The following is a 17,850-nucleotide window of genomic DNA, read 5'->3' on the forward strand; positions in this document are numbered from 1 at the left end:
ACGGTGGCTGACCCCGCCCCTGACCGCCTCGCCGAGGTGGAGGCCCACTTTGCTTCAGTGACGGCCGAGCACGTCATGGAGATCCTCCACGACGAGGGTCTCTACCGGCATGTGCGCTTCGCCCGTCCGCGAACGGCCATGTACCACTACGACCTCGTGACCTGGCCAGGCCACCTGGCGATCTCCGGCGACTGCGGGAACTTCGTCTTCAGCAGGCTGCGCGACATGTTCGAGTTCTTCTCCGAGGGTTGCATCAACCCGTACTACTGGTCGGAGAAGCTCGTCAGCCCATACGGCCGAAACGGCGTCCTCTCATTCAGCGAGGACGCCTTCGCAACCTCGGTCCGTGAGTGGGCAGAGCAGCAGGAGGACGGAGAGGTCAGATTGGCCGCGCTCCGGATGATCGACCAGGAGCCGGTGAGCGCAGACGAGGCCGGTAGCCTCCTGCGCGCGTTCGATGTCAAGGGCGTGCGGATCCAGGACTACTGGGAGTGGGAGATGCGCGACTACACCCACGAGTTCCTCCGGGCCTGCGTCGCAGTGCGGACAGGCGTCGCCGCCTACCGCGCCGGCGCGACCCCGCAGGCCGCCGGGGCCGCACCCTCAGGCTAGGCCCTCCGGCCCCCCAACTTTGGGATCAGTCGGCTGACCCGGCTGCCGTTGCCGGGGCGCGCGCCATCGACGCCAGACGACGCTCGGCGGCCTCTGTGAGTTGCAGGCCCCAGACCTTGACGCCGTCGAGCCTGGTCGGGCCCGTGAGACAGGAGGCCTCACCGAGCAGCTTGATCTTGTCGACCGTCTCCGGGTCAGCGCAGACGCGCTCGTCATCTTCGGAGCGACGGTGCGCATCGAAGGCGGAGAGACTCGCGAAGTGCGCGTCGCAGGCGCAGCAGTGGAAGCGGCAATTCATCGTCGGCATGCCCTAGAGGATACGACGCCTGCCTCACTGCAGACTCCGTTTCGTGCTTGCACCATATGTAAGCGAGACCCGCGCATCAGGACAGATGCCGCTCCTACCGTCGGTCGGTGTCAGCCTGGCAGCACACACTCTCCCAGTGGGAGGCTGGCACGGACCGGGCTACGCGACGGCGCCAGGGTTCGTTCTGGACTCCGCCGGCCGTCGCCGATGCGATGGCCAGCTGGGTGGCGGAGATCTCACCCGTCTCGGTGCTCGACCCGGCGGCCGGCGCCGGCGCCCTGCTCGCCCAGGTGGATGGGAACGTCGAGCGGCTGCAAGCGGCCGAACCCGACCCTGTGCTGCGTCGGGTGCTGCGGGAACGGTTCCCCCGCCTGGAGTTGCTCAGCGATGCCAGGGACTACCTGAACGGGGAACGATTCCCCGCGGTCACCATGAACCCGCCGTTCATCGCCCATTCGCGACTCGCTGACAAGGCTCTCTGGCACGAGCTCGTGGCAGAGAGAGGTCTGGATCTGCCACGCACGAGCAACCTCGCCGTGATCATGATGCTCCTGTTCGCCCGGAGCCTTGAGCCAGCCGGCAGGCTGGCCGCCCTGGTGCCGACTGAGGTGCTCCAGACGGCCGGCGCCGGCCCGGCCAGGCAGGCCTTACTCTCGAGTGGGCTGAGGAGCGTCGCCGACCTTGAGGACCGGGGGCTCTTCGGCTCCACGGTCGCCTCCACCGCCTGTCTGCTCCTGTTCGAGGAGGGCTATGACGGGCCGGTCAGTTTCGGCGCCGGGACGCCCGAGAGCCTCCAGGACTGGCCGGCCTTCGAGGGCCGGGCTCGTCGCATCGATCGCCAGGGCCTCGACCCGTCGGCCAGATGGCGCCCCCCGGACCCTGTGCGCCGCTCGACGCCGGGTTCCCTCGGTCTCATCCCGCTCTCAGATCTCGTCTCGGTCAGGCCGGGGACGATCACCGGCAGCAACGCCTTCTTCCTGGTCTCCCGGGAGGAGGCCGAGCGGGCCGGCCTCACGGAGTACCTGCGCCACTGCCTCGTTCGTCCCCATCAGCTACCGACCCCCTTCGTGCATCCGGTGCACGCGGCCGAGGCCGCCACTGATCGCTCGAGGCGACACTGGCTGCTTGTGATCCCTCCCGAACCGTCGGACTCGGCGATGCGCCACCTGGAGGAGCACGGGGGCGAGGTTCGCCTGCGCGCCACGGCCCGCGCTCGCTCGCCCTGGTGGTCCCAGGAGAAGCCCTCGCAGATGCACCTGGCGGTCGGGAACTTCCGCCGAGGCGACTACCTGGTCTGCGGCTTCTGGGATCAGGGCCTGGTGCCCGTCACCTGGGCGGCTATCCCGAACCGCCTGGCATTGCCCGAGGGCGAGCAGCACCTGCTCTCCCCCCTCCACGCGCTCCTTTGCAGCGCGCGCGGGCAGAGCTGCCTGCGCGCGAACGAGCGGCACGCCGGCTCGGGTCTCTACACCCTCCGCTCGGGGGCGCTCAAGCAGGTGATGGTCCCGGACCTCCGCCGATTGCCCGACTGGCGGCTCGCCCAGATCGCTGACCTGAACGATCAGCGCCTCGGGTACGCGCTCAGCGGCAACTCCGCCGAGGCGCAGGCGCGCCAGGACGAGCTGGATGCTCTCTTGTCCTCCTGCTGATCGGGCCAGGGGGCGCTGGCCCGATCAGACCGGCATCGCTCAGCAGTAGACGCTCGGCAGGATCGGGAAGCTCCAACGCGGGCCCACCGACCCCTTCCAGCTCAGCCGCTGGTAGATCTTGACGCTCCGCCCGCTGCCCTCACAGCCATAGGTGCGTTGAGCGTCCAGACGGAGCTTCACCGCAGTCCGGGTGCAACCGGTGGTGCCGAATCCACCGCAGTTGGTCTGCACGGCGGAGGCCTCGGCGCGGCGTGTCCCCCAGCCAGTCCACCGGAGCCCGGTGTGCCGCAGCACGATGCCGCCGCGTGACGCCTTGATCGTGATCGAGCGAGGCTTGACGACCAGGCGCTGGTCGTTGCGCAGGTCGATCGTCGAGCCCTGCAGACTGTCGACGATGTAGCCCCCTGCGGGGTAAGGAAGCCCTGTCTGTCCCGGGCGCGGCAGTGCGTCGGCGCGACTCATCATGCCCGCCGGGGCCGAGGCGATGGCCACCGCGGCGATCATCAGCCAGACGTACGTTGGTATCGCCTTCCAGCGCATGATCCTCTCCTCTTTCCTGGTCGACCGCGGTGTCTTGATGTTGGGTCGATCTCGGCGCTCCACACCGTACCGACCTGGAGTCCTTCGCGCGTCAGGCCGCAGACTGTTCGTCCGCCGCTGCCCCACTCACCCCCGCCTCCTCAGCTCCTCCGAGCGGGCCCGAGAGCGAAAAGCGGCGGGATGGCCCACCGGTTCCCTCATGATCGGGAACGTGAAGCGCATCGTCATCATCATCGTGTTCATCTTCGCGCTGCTTGGGATCGCCACCGCCGCGCTCGCACTGCTCGGAGGCTCCCCCGAGGCCGCTCCCGCTGACGGGCTCCTGACCGACGCGCCCGCCCAGGCCGCCCCGGTCGAGCCGGCGCCTCCCTGGGATGGCCGGGGCGTCCAGCAGTTCGACACCACCTTCCTGGTCTCAAGCCACCAGATCGTCCTCGACCGGATGATCTACGGGGGTCTCGAGCGCCCCCGCGCCAACGTCGCCGTCGAGCTGACCGTGATCGGCGGCTTCGGACGGGGGAAGTGGATCGAGTCCGCGTTCTTCATGAACTCGGCCTCCAAGCGATACCGGCCCGCCCGGGTCAAGGTCGTCACGACGGGGCGTAAGTCCCGGGTCCAGCTCAGCTTCTCGAAGATCCCGACCGCCCAGCTGCGCGGCGGCATCTCGTTCTCGATCACCTACCCGACCCGGGACGGGGGTCGCAAGAGCATCGCTGTCGCGCCGCTCGCCCCGACGGGCCCGGTCGCGCCCGCGGTCCCGGCCACACCCGCCCCGGCACCCGTCGTGCCCGGGACGACACCTGCCGCGCCCGTCGCACCTGAGACGGCTCCTGTCCCTGTGGCGCCCGGGGCGACGACACCCGCCGGCTGAGGATCGACGCAGGCGGTACTTGCAACCGCACGATATCGACGTCGGCCGCGGCCGGCGACGTAGATTCAACTACCGGTGGAAGACAACGCTGACAGCGTCCTGATCGCTCATCTCGGCGACCTCCATCTGGGGCGTCGCTGGCTCTCGGCTCAAGCCCCGGGTGGAGTGAACCTGCGCGAGTCCGATGTCTACCGAGCCCTCGATGCCGTACTCGAACGACTTCTGGAGCAGGACCGTCCCGAGGTCGTGGTGATCGCCGGTGATGTCTTTGACTCGGTCACCCCGAGCACCCGCTCGCGCTCGGCGGCCTTCCGGTTCTGCCGCGAGCTGCACGACGAAGGTGTCGAGGTGCTGATCTGCGGCGGCAACCACGATCACGCCGCGACCTCGGCGCCGTCTCCCCTCCAGCACCTGAAGGAGTTCTTCGACTGCCACCTCGCGCTGGTCCAGGACCACGTCGACCTCGCGGGCGTCCGCTTCCACCTGCTCCCTTACCAGACCCTTGCCGGTCTCTCGGCCGGACGCGATCTCCAGGCGTTCGAGTTCGCGCCCGGCCCGAACGTGCTCGTCAGCCACGCCTACATCTCACACCCCGACCTCGGCGCCGCGCCGGAGAAGGTCCAGCTCCCGTTGTCGATCGCCGATGACCCGGCCTTCTGCGCGGTGATGCTCGGCCACATCCATCAGCACCGCCGGCTCGGGGAGACCATCTACTACTCAGGGGCGATCGAGCGCCTGAACATCGGTGAGATCGCCGCGACCCCCGGCTACTGGCTCCACCGGATCGACCGCTCGGGAGCCGTCAGCTCCGAGTCGGTCGAGATCGGGGACCTGGGCGAGGAGGACCTGCCACGCCAGATGACGTTGATCGAGATCGGCCAGGCCGGCGCAGGGCTCGATGAGCTGCAGCGACGGGTGCAGATGGCCCTTCGGGCGGAGCCGCGTGAGGGGGCGATCATCCAGATCAGGATCGCCGAGGCCGACGTGGACCTGCGCCAGAGCGCCCACCCGGCCCTCTGGCGCGGGCTCGCGGACGAGCTCGGGGCGATCCACTGCGACGTCCAGATCCGCACCGAACCGCTCGAGCAGACGCTCGGGGTGGAGATCACCTCCCTGCCGAGCCGGTTGGAGGAGGGCTTCCGCGACTACCTGGTGGAGAAGGAGCGCCCGGAGCTGGTCGACCTCGCGCTGGAGACGATGGCCGAGGTGTCGCGTTGATCATCCGCTACCTCGAGCTGCGCAACTTCCTCAGCCACGAGCACGAGCGCCTGACCATCCCCGAGCACGGGGTGATCCAGCTGGCGGGGAACTCGGGCGCCGGCAAGTCCTCGCTGATCAGCGATGCCGTCGGCTTCGCCCTCTTCGGCTTCCGGGCGACCCGGGCCCCGAAGGTGGACGAGCTGCGCCGGCTCGACGCCCCCAGCAAGGCCTTCGGCGTCACCGTCGCCTTCGTCGCCGCTGACGGCACGATTATCGAGATCGAGCGTGGGCTGGATGAGAAGGAGCGGCCCGTCGCCCGTCTCACGTCCTCAAGCGGCGACCACGCACAGGGGGTGAAGGCGGTCGAAGAGCGGATCCGTGAGCTCTTTGGGGCGATCAACCCCCGCGTCTACTACCGCGCCTTCGTCTCACGCCAGGACGACATCACCGCCCTGACCGAGATGGAAGGGTCGAAGCGGCGCGACTTCGTCCACCAGATGCTCGGGATCGACTCGCTGGATGCCGTCGGGGCACGCCTGCGGGCCCGGGAGCGCGAGCACGGCGCGGTCGTGAGGCTGCTGGAGACCCAGGTCGGCGAGGAGAGCTCCGAGCTGCTCGATAGGTTGCACCGCGAGGCCGTGACGGGCGCCCAGGACGCCGCCGAGTCCCTGGAGAAGGCGAGCGGGGCTTCCGATTGCGCCCGCAGGGAAGTCGCCGACGAGCAGGCCCTGCTCGTCCCGCTGCGCGCTGCCCGGGAGAGGATCGCCGAGGCCGAGCAGAAGGTCGCGGTGGCCGACGCGTCCCTGGCGGGACTGGACGCCGAGATCGCCAGGGCCGATCGCCTGATCGCGCGTCGCGCCGAGGCGGAGGCGCTGGTCGAGGGCCTCGAGGATCTCGAGCGCCGGCACGCCCAGGCGAGCGCAGAGCTCGAGGAGCTGCGCCGCGTCGAGCTGGCCTGCGCAACCCGGTCCCGGATCGGGAGCGAGCTCGAGGGCCTGCTCGCAGCCCGCGCCGCCCTGGGGGCCCGGATGGGCGATGAGCGCCCCGCCCCCGCGGAGTCCTCCGTCTCCCTGCGCGAGCAGCGCGCTGATCTGGTGGCTCGCCACCGCTCACTGACCGAGCGACGCGAGGAGATCGCCCTCCAGCGGTCCCAGCTCGCCGATCAGGGGACCTGCTCGCAGTGCCTGCGCGCCCTCGAAGCCCACGATCACGCAACCCTTGAGAGCACCCTGACCCGGCAGATCCAGGAGGCGGACGACCAGATCGCGGCTTGCGAGCGCGAGGGCGCCGCGATCCGCGAGCGCATCGGCGAGGTCGAGCTGCTCGAGGCCTCCCGCAGCGACCGGGAGCGGCTCGCCCAGCAGGCAGCTGATCTCGATTCACGGATCTCCGCCCTGCGGCAGGAGGTCGAAGGACTCCCGGCCGGCGGTGGCAGGCTGGATGACCAGGAGCGGATGCGTTCAGAGGTGGCCGAACTCTCGACCGGGATCGAGAGGGCCCACAAGGCGGCGCGCTGGCTCATCGACGACCTTCCGGGCCTCGAAGCCGGCCGTGTCCGACTGGGCACCGACGCGGACGCCCTGCGCAGCTCACGTGCGGAGGCGGCAGGCTTTCTCGACGGCGCCCCGGATGTCGGGGACCTGCCGCGCCGCGAGCAGGAGCTCGATGCACTCCGCGATCGCGCGACGCGCCTCGAGGTCGAGGCGGCCCATGCGCTGTCTCGCCGGGATCGGTCCGACGCCGCGGTGGTGGAGATCGAGCGCCGGCGCCTGGAGCGGGCTCGCAGGGAGTCGGAGCTCACCGGCGCCCGGGATGAGGCCGCGAGACACCGCGACCTCGCCGTCCTCACTGTCGGCTTCCGCAAGCAGGTAACGGCCGAGATCCGGCCGCAGCTCGAGGAGACCACATCAGAGGTCATGAGCGCCCTCTCAGATGGCCGGCACCCCCTGCTGCGCATCTCCGAGGACTACGAGATCGAGCTGCGCTCATCCCAGCCGGCGGGCTGGCTGCCGGTGCGCATGATGAGCGGCGGGGAGAAGACCCGCGCCAACTTCGCCCTCCGCCTCGCCCTCACGCGGCTGGTGTCCCAGCGGACTGCGTGTCCGATCCGCTACCTCGTCCTCGATGAGATCTTCGGCTCCCAGGATCCCGACCACCGCTCGCGCATGCTCGACGTCCTGCGACAGGTCCAGGTCTTCTACCCCCAGGTGTTCCTGATCAGCCATGTCGGCGACCTGCGCAACAGCGCCGTCTGCGACTGGGTGATCGAGATCTCCGACGGAGCGAGCCCCCAGCGAGCGCGCCTCATCGGCACCTGAGCGATTCCTCCTGCTCTCCCGGACCCATCCTCGCGGACAGTCCGAGTGCTGACAGGGCCGCGACGTTCGACCAGCTTTCATCCGCACGCCGGGCAGACGCCCTAGGCCAATTGGGCCCATGTGAGCCGGTGATGCCTGTGGAACAGGCCGATACCGGGATTCTCCTCTAGCCGAACGCCCTCGACGGCCGTTCCGAGGCAAGAGGGCCTAGCGCATCCTCCCTCTCGTCCGGCCCCGGTCACATCCCGAAGGAAACACCGCTGAAGGCAATCGCCCAGAGGCACCCGGAAGTTCTTGGAAGGGGTCAGCGCGAAAAGCTGGCGCGGGGTGGTGGTGGTCCTACGATCATGAGCAAGGAACCCTGGGGAGGGGAACGACTCACATGGCACGAGGTAGAGGCAGAGCAGACACATCCGGGCAGCAGACTGCTGTTGCACCGCGTGCCACCGAAGTCGTCGAGACGGTCGTCGCCCCGACCCCTGAGGCCACCGCCCACGCCGAGAACCGCCGGATCATCCGCCAGGCCGAGATGATCATCTGGCGCTTCGAGAGCCGTCGCACGGAGCTGATGCGGGCCAAGGGAGACGCCCTCGCGGACTCCCACGACCTCCTCGACCTCGACATCAAGGCCGCTGGCATCCTCGAGGCCCGCGAGCAGAGGACCCTCGCCTCCGCCGCCCAGCTCGGAGACGACCGCGCGCGCCACCTCCTGACCGTGTGCAACCAGCGCGCGATCCACGCCTTCTCCCGAAAGTTCCAGGGCCGAGGCCTCTCACTCGAGGAGCTGCTCCAGGAGGGCAACGTCGGCATGCAGACCGCCATCGACCGCTACGACCCCTCGAACCCGGCGAGCTTCCTGACCTACGCCGCCTGGTGGGTCCGTCAGGCGGTCATGCAGGCCATCGAGCAGAAGGGCTCACAGCAGCGCGTCCCGAGCTACCTCCACCAGGTCCTCCAGCGGACCCAGATCAGCCTGCGCTCCCTCGAGGGTAAGGGCGTCCACGCCCCCACGCGTCAGCAGATCGTCGACGAGGTCCAGTCGCGCAGCAGCAAGCCGGTCCCCGAGGACCACATCTACACCTCCCTGGACCTGATCGGCCGGCGCTACGTGTCGCTGGACGCTCACATCGGTGAGGACGACGGCTCGTCGATCGGCGATGTGATCCCGGACGAGCGGATCGACTTCCACGAGGAGATCGACGAGGCCGCCCGCACCGGCGCCATCGCCGCCGCCCTCAAGGTCCTGACTCCGCTCCAGCGGACCGTGATCACCCGTCGCTACGGCCTCGAGGGGCACACCGCGACGCCGGGCATCGAGCTCCAGAAGGAGCTTGGGATGACCAAGGGCTCTCTCGGCAGCACGATCAAGACCGCCCAGACGCGCATGCGCGCGGTCCTCGAGGACCGCGACGCCCGCGACCTCATCCACTCCTGATCAATCAGGTCTCACACCCATACGTCCGACCTCGCGGTCAGGATGTCTGGTCTCAAATCGCGCGCACTGACATGACGGGGGTATAGTCGATTCATGGGACGAGGACGGGGAAACACGACCACCGCGCAGATGCGCACACCGGGGGACTCCGGGACGACGGACCCCTTCCTCGCTGTGACCGGTGACGCTGCCGCGGCGGCGGCGCGCGAGCCCTACTGGCAGCTTCCGAACGACCTCGACATGATCGTCGGGAGTCAGTTCGAGCGCGAGCACGGTGTCGATCGGGCCGTTGCGACGATGCTCGTCCGTCGCGGTGGGACCTTCGACGACATCTACTCCTACCTGTTCCCGCGCAAGCGCATGGTCCGCAGCCCGGAGCGGACGGTTCCGGGGATGAATGCGGCGGGCCGCATGGTCGCCGACGCGATCGAGGCGGGAGAGAAGATCGCCGCCTTCGCCGACTACGACCCCGACGGGACCACCGCTCTCGAGGCCTTCCGGCTCGGCATCGCCCCCTACATGTCCGACCCCTGCCCGGGCTGCGGCGGCCGCAAGGGCGCCGACTGCTTCCGCTGCGGGGGCCAGGGCAAGCTCTTCCGGTCCGATCGCTTCCACGTCGGCTACGCGGACGCCCAGCGCGGCTTCGGCCTGACCGACGACTTCGTGCGCGAGGCCCACGCCGTCGGCGCCAGCATCCTGATCACGCTCGACTGCGGTTCCACCCAGACCCGCCAGGTCGCCCTGGCCAAGAGCCTGGGGATGAAGGTCATCGTCGTGGACCACCACAACGTGGATCCCGACAACCCGGCCGACCACCACCTGAACCCCCACCTTCACGGGCCGGAGAACAAGGTCAGCCAGAACACCGGTGCCCAGCTCGCCTGGAAGCTCGGGGCTGCGGTCCAGATCGCGATCTCGGGCAGGACGCGCGAGGAGCACTGGGGCCGCGCGATGTTCCTCGCGGGCTTCGGCTGCCGCGCCGACATGGGCTCGACCATCGACCCCGAGCACCGCGCGTTCTTCCGCATCCCGATCGACGGGGAGAAGGAGCGCGATGAGCTGATCCCGCCCGGTCTCGCACTCCTGTCCGAGCGGATGGGCGAGGACCCGCGCACCCCCGCGGGCGGTGTGCTGACCTCGGCCGCCATGAACCTCGCCAAGCGCACGCCGCTGGTCTCGGCCGCGGATGTCGGCGCGCTGCTCGCCTGCGAGTCCAAGGCCCAGGCCGAGCCGCTGGTGGACAGGCTCTGCGCCGCGTACGACCGGGCCCGCCCCTGGCGGCGCCGCATGCTCGACGAGGCCATCAGCCAGGCCGAGACGTCACCCGACAAGGACCGCGTCGCCAAGGTCATCCTCGATGGTGAGGAGGGGTTCCGCGACTACGCCGGATACAGCGGCTCGGTCGCCAACGACACCGCCCGTCGCTGCGGCAAGCCGGTGATCTGCTTCGCGCCCAAGGGCGTGGACGAGCAGGGCCGGGAGGTCTTCAAGTTCAGCATGCGCAGCGGCCGGGTGAAGCAGCAGATCGGCGAGCTGATCACCAGCCCGGAGATGCGCGCGGCCTGCCAGCTCGAGCAGCGCGACGAGTCGGGCGAGCTCGTCACCTCCGCCTCGCTCGGTGGCCACGCCGATGTCGTGTCCGGCTCCTGCTACGCCGACAAGATCGACGAGGTCTTCTCGACCGCCGAGGCCTGGGCGCAGAGCTTCAACCCCTACCGCTGGTTCCCGGAGAAGTGGTCAGGCGCCGACGCCTACCTTCTCGAGAGGAAGATCCCGGCGGCGCGGTTCCTGAAGCTCGAGGAGCAGGCGAAGCGCCTGGCCCCCTTCGCACCGAAGGACCGCAATCGCAAGCCGAGTGTCAGCGTCGTCGGCCGGGTCAGCGACCTGGCCCCCGACCCTGACTCCCCCCAGTACTCCAAGGGGGTCATCGAGATCGGCAACGGCATCCGCCGCCCCGTGATGATCCACACCGACCGAGTGGCCGAACTCCCCTCCGCGGGTGCCGAGTTCGTCCTCGAGCTCGGCGAGGACCGCCCGTTCTTCCTCCGCAACTGGCATGCGCCTGAGCCCACCGCCTCGGCGGCCGCGGCCTAGCCGCGCTGCTGGAGCGCGGGGTTCGGGGGCGGGGGCGGAAGCTCGTTCGTACCACCGCTCATGCTGGGCGGCGTGTAGAGGTTCGCCGGCGGCAGCAGGCCCTCCGGGTCGTCGATGCTCGCCTCGGCACCGCTGCGCGCGCTGTCGAGGAACTCGCGCCAGAGCGACTGACGCTTCTCCTCGCGCAGGCCGGCGCGGATCTCGACCGTCGACTGCTCGAAGCTCTTGCCGCGCTCGGGGACGAGGTCCTCGATCACCGAGACCGCCAGGAAGCGGCTCTCGGCCACCCTGAAGGGGCCGACGACGCTCCCGGTCCTCGCGCCATGGATCGCGCGCACGACCTCGGGGGTGTATGAGCCCGGCACGACGGCCTGGATGCCTCCGACACCAGTGGGGGAGCCGGCGCCCTCGCTGCTCGAGGCGTAGACCTTCTCGAAGTCCTCGCCCGCGCGCAGGCGTGCGATGAAGCGATCCGCCTCCGCGGAGGTGGTGCCCGCGACGACACGGACGTTGCGGAACGTCGGGGTTGCGAGGCCGGCGCTGTTGCGCTCCCACCAGGCGCGCATCGCGCGCTCGGAGATGTCGGCCGGGTTCTCGGCCAGGAGCTCGTCCTGGATCGCGCTCTGGAGTTGCGCGATCTCGATGGTGCGCTTCTGCAGGTCCCCCAGCTCGGTGTAGGGCGTCTGGAAGATCGCCTGGGCGAGGCGCTCGCGGTCGTTGCCGGCGACGGAGATGCCTCGCTTCTCGGCCTCCTCGAGGATCAGAGCCTCGATCAGCAGCTGGGTGGCCGCGGCGTCGCGGATCTGCCGCGCATCCACCGGCGCGGGGAGGTTCGACTGGTCCGAGGGCGTCAGCTCGGCCGCCCGGCCGGCGATCTCCTCCGCCGTGATCTGCCGGCCGGCGATCGCGAAACCACCCTCGGGGGCGCCGCCACTCCCAGTCCCACCGGTCGTCACGAAGACGACTCCGATGGCGAAGGCGACGACGATGACGGTGATGGGCGCGAAGATGATCAAGCGCCGTGGGGAGAGTGATCTCAGCATGCCCCGGTGATAGCGGACCACCCCTGTCCGGCGTGCTCTTTCCCTGACGGTCTCAGGTGCCGGTACTGACAATCCCGCTGATAGAGCAGGTGATCAGCCATCTAGGGACGGCTTCAGCGGCGCTTTGCTCCGCCCGTCCTATGTTCGCTCGCGATGGCACCTCATCTCATCATCGGCATCGACCCCGGACTGACATCCGGCGGCGTCGTGCTGCTCGAAGGCCCGACAGAGCGCGTCATCGCCGCCAAGTCCCTGGTCGCCAGGATCCCGCGCCTGGAAGTGCCACTCGGCGACAAGGCCTTCACGGCCGCTGAGCGCCACGCCGCCCATCAGGCGGACGCCGTCGGAGCCGCGGTCTCCCAGATGCGTGCCGAGCACGGCGAGATCGTGGCGATCGGGATGGAGTCCTTCATCGATCAGCCGCACCGGGCCCGGACCGCGCGCCACATAAAGGAGCGGTGGAAGACCCCCCTGGCGATCGGCCACATCTGCGCCCGCCTGCACTCCCTCGGCTTCAGTTCCGCCGAGGGCACCCTCGTCTTCCAGGACCCCTCGATCCTCGGCCAGTTCGCGCGAGAACTCGGCGCCCTCGAAGCACGCCCGCGCACCAGCTCCGCACAGGTCGTCTGCGCCGGCGACCACCTACTGACAAACGACCACCTCCGGAAGGCCTGGGCTCACGGCGCATGGCTGAACATCCGGATCTCAAAGGACGGTACACCGTGAAGAAGGCTCCGACGGTTGCTGGTGAGTACGTCGAGCAGCTGCCTGACGAGCTGCGCGACCTCGTTCTGATCGGTCGGGCCGAGGGCAGCCTCGAGGCCGATGACATCTCCAACCTGCTGACCAAGCACAAGGTCGCCGACGAGGAGGTGGATGCGTTCTACGCCTACCTCAAGCAGGAGGGCATCGAGGTCAGCGACGACATCAAGCCGGCGAGCGACCGGGAGATGGAGCTGGTCGGCCCCGCGCTGCCCGACAGCACCCGGCTCTACCTGAACGGCATCCGTCGCACCCCGCTGCTCAGTGCCGCCGAGGAGCGCCGTCTCGCCCAGCTCAAGGACCAGGGCGACGAGCGCGCCAAGGCTCACCTGGTGGAGGCGAACCTGCGCCTGGTGGTCTCGATCGCCAAGCGGTACACGGGCCACGGCCTGGACCTGATGGATCTCGTCCAGGAGGGCAACATGGGCTTGATCCGCGCGATCGAGAAGTTCGACTGGAGCCGCGGCTTCAAGCTGTCCACCTATGCGACCTGGTGGATCCGCCAGTCGATCTCGCGCGCGATCGCCGACCAGGGCCGGACCATCCGGATCCCGGTGCACAAGGTGGAGGTCCTCAACCGCCTGCGGCGCACCACGCGTCAGCTGACGGCCGAGCTCGAGCGCGACCCGACGATCGAGGAGATCGCCGTCCGGATGGGCGTCGACGTCGAGGAGATCCAGCACCTGCGCCAGATCAACCAGGAGACCGTCTCGCTCGAGCAGCGGATCGGCGACGGCGAGACCGAGCTCGGCGACCTCCTGGCCGACGACGGCGCCGACGAACCTGACTCGATCGCGGTCGACGGGGCCTTCGAGGACGCCGTCGCCCAGGTCCTCGACGGCCTGAACGAGCGCGCCGCCACGGTCATCCGGCTGCGCTTCGGCATCGGCGGCGAGGAGCCGCGCACCCTCGAAGAGATCGCCGTCAAGTTCGGGATCACCCGTGAGCGGGTCCGCCAGATCGAGCAGCGCACCCTCGCGCACCTGAAGGGTTCGGACGACACCGCTCACCTGAGGGAGCTGCTCGAGGAGATCGGCGAGGTCTGAGGGCGAGATGGAGGGGCCACTGACATTCCTGGGATGGCCCCTTCGTTTCGTCGTCGACGGCGCGCAGGCGCTCGGGTTCGGGCCTGCGGGCCTGATCATCCTCGTCGTCCCCCTGATCCGGATCCTGCTCTACCCGATCGCCCATCGACAGGCGGCGGCCCTGGATCGGCTCTCGGCCCTGAAGCCGGAGATCACACGCATCCACACCGATCTCGCCGGTGACCGCGAGGCGCTCCAGCGCGAGCTCGTCGGCGCCTATTCCACGGCGCGGGTCTCCCCCTTCGGTCCGCTCCTGCTGATCGTCCCCCAGGCCCTGGCGCTCGTGAGCCTCTACTTCGCGGTCGCCCCGGAGTTCGGCGGGAGCTCATCCGATCTCGGACTCCCCCCGCTCGCCGAGCCGGCGCGGGTGTCCCTCATCGGCTTCGGCCTGGTCGCCCTCTACATGGCCGGCTTCTGCGGGACCCTCATCCTCTCCGCCCGGCGGTTGTCGGGGGAGATCGGACTCGCGACCCGGATCCTCGCGATCGCCGTCGCCGCCGGCGCCCTCGTGGCCCTCCCGATCACCTCGGTCGGCCTGGCGCTCTACCTCGCCGCGACAGCGGTGTGCTCGCTCGCCCAGGCGGCGCTCCTCTATCGCGAGTTCGGTCCCGGCGGCGGTGATCACCTCTCGGGAGATGTCGGGGCGCCACCCGCGTCACCCATCTCCTCAGAGGCCCGCTGACACTGCGGTAACGGCGGCTCCGGAGCGAAGTCTGCCCTTGGCCGACGACGGGATTGCCATGCTCGCGACGTGGCTTTCGCACATGGTTACGTCTCCCTGGACGAGCTGCTGGACTGGGTCCGCGCCCACCCTCTCGGCGACGGTCGCTTCGTGCCCGTCTGCATCTGGGGCAGCCGCGGTATCGGCAAGTGCGTCGCCCCGGACACACCGATCGTCTTGAACGGCGAGCGGATCACCATCTCCGCGGCCTGGGATCGCTGGGCGGGGGAGCCGAGGCCCGACGGAGACGGCTTCTGGGCCTCCTCGACGAAGCAACTTCGGACCGTCTCTGTCGACGGTGATCTGCGACTGGCCTCCGGCGAGGTGGTCCACTTCTACCGCCAGCAGGTCAGCGAACCCGGGCGGACGGTCGTGCTGGAGTCCGGCGAGAGACTCACGATGACCCGCGCGCATCGCCTGCGCACCCTCTCGGGTTGGAGAAACGACCTCCGGGTCGACGACCTCGTGGCGGTGCCGGCACCCTCCGTCTCAGCGCGCCCGCGCAACGCCGGGCACATCGAGACACCCCCTCACATCGAGTGGCGTCGGATCGCCGCGGTGGAGGAGATCCGCCTGGAGGGCTGGGTCTACGACCTCGAGGTGGCGGAGCACCACAACTACCTGGCCGCCGGAATCGTGACCCACAACACCCAGGCGCTCAAGCAGTACACGGTCGAGAGGGGCATCGGCCTGCGCGTCATCCAGCCCGCCCACCTCTCCCAGGGCTCGGATCTGGTCGGCATCCCCTTCATCGACCAGGAGACCCGCAAGACCGTCTACGCCCTCCCGGACCGTCTCCCCAAGCCCGACGACGAGGATGTGCGCCGCGGCGGCATCCTCTTCCTCGACGAGATCAACCGCGCGAACCTCGCCGTCCTGCAGGGCCTGATGGAGGTGATCGGCGAGGGGACCATCGGCCAGTCCGGCTGGGAGCTCCCCGAGGGCTGGATGGTCGTCGCCGCCGCGAACCCGAACATCCCGGGCTACGACGTCAACACGATGGACGACGCCATGGTCGGCCGGATGCTCCACTACTCGCCGGGCTTCTCATCGGCGACCTGGACTCGCTGGGCGACCGAGAACAACGTCGCCCGGTCGGTCGTCAACTTCGTGCTCCAGAACCCGGACCTGGTGGACGGCGGTGAGTCCGAGCTGCCGCAGGAGGTCCGACCCACGCTGAACCCGCGCACCGCCTACTACCTGGCTTGCCTCTATGAGGCCGGTATGCCACTGAGGGTCCTCGACGTGATCGCGAACGGCCTCTGGGGAGATGAGGCCGCTCAGAACTTCCTCACCCATCACCTCGACACCGAAGCCCCGCTCTCGGGTGGACAGATCCTCCGCGGCGGCTGGCAGCCGACCGTCGACCAGTGGGTCGCCGGCGACCGGTTCGACCTCCTGCGCGCCTCGAGTGAGCTCCTGATCTCGATGCTGTCCGGCAACCAGGCCGTACGCTCGCGCGCCGCCGAGGGCACCGCGATCTGGATGGCCTATCTCCCGCAGAGCCTCTTCGTCGAGATGGTCGTCTCGATCGGCGAGGCCTGCCCTGAGTGGCTGCCGGTCATCCTCACCTACGCCGAGACCGGAGTCGGCGCACGCATGCCGCGCAATCGCTCGATGCTCCGCCGGCCCGCTCAGCGCGAGATGGTCCAGCAGCGGCAGGGTCGCACCGAGCGTCGGCGCGTCGAGGAGAGCGCACGCGAGGAGCTCGTCGCCCTGCCGCCGGCGCGCTCGAACGGCGGCCCGGAGATCCCCGGACCCGACGATGCGGTCGAAGCTCCCCCTGCGCCTCCCGCGCCCGCCGGCGCCGGCTCGATCCGCCCGCTCGGGCGAGATGACAGCGCCGGCGCCGACGACGACCTGCCGTTCACCCGACCCGACACCAGCCAGTTCCAGCTCCCTGACTTCGACTGAGGTCCTCGATGCGCGGGACCGGCGTCGAAAGCTCAGGCCGAGCCAACCTCCGTCACTCCTGACCCGGGTCGGGCTCGCGCGCACAAGTCCGGACGGGGGCGATGTCGGGCCTACCATCCTCGTACGATGAGCCGAGGCCGTGGGAAGACCGACAAAGCGCAGAGCACGCCGCGGACCCGGACCCCTGTGGTCGCACCGGCGATCACACCGAGAGTCCCGGCGACCGGGCTGACGCCGATCAGCGACCTCTGCTCCGACGACCCGGTCCTCACCGAGATCCCGGAGATTCCGGGGCTCGAGATCGCAGAGGACGGCAGCATGTTCCTGCGCGACGGCACCCGGACGCTCGGGCTCTGGCGCGTGGCCAAAGGCATCGCGATCGTCGACCGCGGGTTCGGATACATCTTCAAGACTGTCCCCGCCAATCTCCATGACCGAAGCTCGTTCGTCTACTCGATCGCCCCCGACGGCACGCGTCAGTTCTCCCGTTGCGATGACAAGGGGCGCCGGATGCCCCATTGTGAGTTCGAGCCTGCGGTCGTCAGGCCTGACGGCACACGCGAGTGGTACATCAACGGGCGCCTGAGTCGCACCGACGGACCGGCGATCGAGAGGCCCGACGGCACGAGCGAGTGGTTTCGCGCCGGCCGCCGGCACCGCAAGGACGGACTGCCGGCAGTCGAATACAGAGACCAGGACAACAAGGAGTGGTGGGTCAAGGGAAAGCGCCACCGCGACGACGGACCGGCGGTCACCGGTGCCGACGGCTACCAGGAGTTCTGGCAGGAGGGCCGGATGCACCGCGACGACGGACCGGCCAAGATCCTCGCGAACGGCGCCGGAGTCCACTACTACCGCGACGGGCAGGTTCACCGCGATGACGGCCCGGCTGTCGAGTCGGTCGTAGCCGGTGGGGTCCGGCGCGAGTACTGGCAGCACGGCCGGCTGCACCGAACCGACGGCCCCGCGGCCGAGAGTCCCGGAACCTCCATCTGGTACCGGGATGGAGAACGCCACCGCGACGGAGGTCCGGCCGTCATCGAGGGCGATTACACCGCCTGGTTCCGCCGTGGTGAGCGCCACCGCGAGGACGGGCCGGCGGTTCAGCAGGACGGGAAGCCCGATGAGTTCTGGCTCGATGACGAGAAGATCGACGAGGAGGAGTGGCGACGACGTACACGGCACCTCCGGCCGACGCCAGCGGCGACGCCGGCGGCTGCCGGCGCCAGCGTTCGGTCGCTGCTCCAGAGAACCTCCCGAAGCTGACCCTCGCCTCAACGGTTCACGTTCTTGAGCCAG

Annotated in this window: 15 protein-coding genes; 12 read left to right on the forward strand and 3 right to left on the reverse strand. The window is 69.4% G+C overall.

Annotated features, from left to right (window positions below; all coding sequences use genetic code 11):
• The first annotated feature begins 3 nt into the window (after window positions 1-3).
• Entirely contained in the window at window positions 4-612 is a 609-nt protein-coding gene (locus IU369_RS21470; RefSeq protein ID WP_217924486.1) for a hypothetical protein, read from the forward strand.
• 25 nt (window positions 613-637) lie between these two features.
• Here IU369_RS21470 and IU369_RS21475 read toward each other — a convergent pair whose 3' ends face one another.
• On the reverse strand, window positions 638-919 hold the full coding sequence (locus IU369_RS21475) for a C2H2-type zinc finger protein (protein WP_217924487.1): 282 nt from the start codon (window positions 917-919) through the stop codon (window positions 638-640).
• A gap of 107 nt (window positions 920-1,026) precedes the next feature.
• Here IU369_RS21475 and IU369_RS21480 point away from each other — a divergent pair, with 107 nt between their 5' ends.
• A complete protein-coding gene (locus IU369_RS21480; protein WP_217924488.1) occupies window positions 1,027-2,568 on the forward strand; it encodes an N-6 DNA methylase in 1,542 nt (513 codons plus the stop codon).
• Window positions 2,569-2,607: 39 nt separating this feature from the next.
• Here the strand turns inward: IU369_RS21480 and IU369_RS21485 are convergent, their stop codons facing one another.
• Entirely contained in the window at window positions 2,608-3,108 is a 501-nt protein-coding gene (locus IU369_RS21485) for a hypothetical protein (RefSeq protein ID WP_217924489.1), read from the reverse strand.
• Between the two features lie 211 nt (window positions 3,109-3,319).
• Between IU369_RS21485 and IU369_RS21490 the strand changes: the two genes are divergently transcribed.
• The 5 genes from IU369_RS21490 to IU369_RS21510 all read left to right on the forward strand — a co-directional run bounded on the left by IU369_RS21490 (window position 3,320) and on the right by IU369_RS21510 (window position 11,026).
• Window positions 3,320-3,979 carry a hypothetical protein gene (locus tag IU369_RS21490; protein ID WP_217924490.1) on the forward strand — a complete coding sequence of 220 codons (660 nt, stop codon included), beginning with the start codon at window positions 3,320-3,322 and terminating at the stop codon, window positions 3,977-3,979.
• Window positions 3,980-4,054: 75 nt separating this feature from the next.
• Window positions 4,055-5,197, forward strand: a complete 1,143-nt coding sequence (locus tag IU369_RS21495; RefSeq protein ID WP_217924491.1) for a metallophosphoesterase family protein — start codon at window positions 4,055-4,057, stop codon at window positions 5,195-5,197.
• Window positions 5,194-7,497, forward strand: a complete 2,304-nt coding sequence (locus IU369_RS21500; protein WP_217924492.1) for an AAA family ATPase — start codon at window positions 5,194-5,196, stop codon at window positions 7,495-7,497. Before IU369_RS21495 ends, IU369_RS21500 begins: the two co-directional genes overlap by 4 nt.
• Before the next feature lie 382 nt (window positions 7,498-7,879).
• Complete coding sequence (locus IU369_RS21505; RefSeq protein ID WP_217924493.1) at window positions 7,880-8,932, forward strand: sigma-70 family RNA polymerase sigma factor; 1,053 nt, start codon at window positions 7,880-7,882, stop codon at window positions 8,930-8,932.
• 93 nt (window positions 8,933-9,025) lie between these two features.
• Entirely contained in the window at window positions 9,026-11,026 is a 2,001-nt protein-coding gene (locus IU369_RS21510) for a DHH family phosphoesterase (RefSeq protein ID WP_217924494.1), read from the forward strand.
• On the opposite strand, the gene IU369_RS21515 is transcribed toward IU369_RS21510, so the two are convergent.
• On the reverse strand, window positions 11,023-12,069 hold the full coding sequence (locus tag IU369_RS21515) for a peptidylprolyl isomerase (RefSeq protein WP_217924495.1): 1,047 nt from the start codon (window positions 12,067-12,069) through the stop codon (window positions 11,023-11,025). The genes IU369_RS21510 and IU369_RS21515 overlap by 4 nt on opposite strands.
• Window positions 12,070-12,222: 153 nt before the next feature.
• Between IU369_RS21515 and IU369_RS21520 the strand changes: the two genes are divergently transcribed.
• The 5 genes from IU369_RS21520 (at window position 12,223) to IU369_RS21540 (ending at window position 17,817) form a co-directional block, all read left to right on the forward strand.
• Window positions 12,223-12,795 carry a hypothetical protein gene (locus IU369_RS21520; protein ID WP_217924496.1) on the forward strand — a complete coding sequence of 191 codons (573 nt, stop codon included), beginning with the start codon at window positions 12,223-12,225 and terminating at the stop codon, window positions 12,793-12,795.
• A complete protein-coding gene (locus IU369_RS21525) occupies window positions 12,792-13,877 on the forward strand; it encodes a sigma-70 family RNA polymerase sigma factor (RefSeq protein WP_217924497.1) in 1,086 nt (361 codons plus the stop codon). The genes IU369_RS21520 and IU369_RS21525 overlap by 4 nt, the downstream gene beginning before the upstream one ends.
• A 7-nt stretch (window positions 13,878-13,884) precedes the next feature.
• Window positions 13,885-14,598 (forward strand): YidC/Oxa1 family membrane protein insertase, encoded by a 714-nt coding sequence (locus IU369_RS21530; protein ID WP_217924498.1) that lies wholly within the window; start codon window positions 13,885-13,887, stop codon window positions 14,596-14,598.
• A 69-nt stretch (window positions 14,599-14,667) separates the two neighbouring features.
• Window positions 14,668-16,551, forward strand: coding sequence for an AAA family ATPase (locus IU369_RS21535; RefSeq protein WP_217924499.1), 1,884 nt, complete (start codon window positions 14,668-14,670; stop codon window positions 16,549-16,551).
• 186 nt (window positions 16,552-16,737) lie between these two features.
• Window positions 16,738-17,817: a hypothetical protein gene (locus IU369_RS21540; protein WP_217924500.1), complete on the forward strand. Its 1,080-nt coding sequence runs from the start codon at window positions 16,738-16,740 to the stop codon at window positions 17,815-17,817.
• Window positions 17,818-17,850 lie beyond the last annotated feature (33 nt).

Source organism: Miltoncostaea oceani, from assembly GCF_018141545.1.
GTDB classification, from domain to species: domain Bacteria; phylum Actinomycetota; class Thermoleophilia; order Miltoncostaeales; family Miltoncostaeaceae; genus Miltoncostaea; species Miltoncostaea oceani.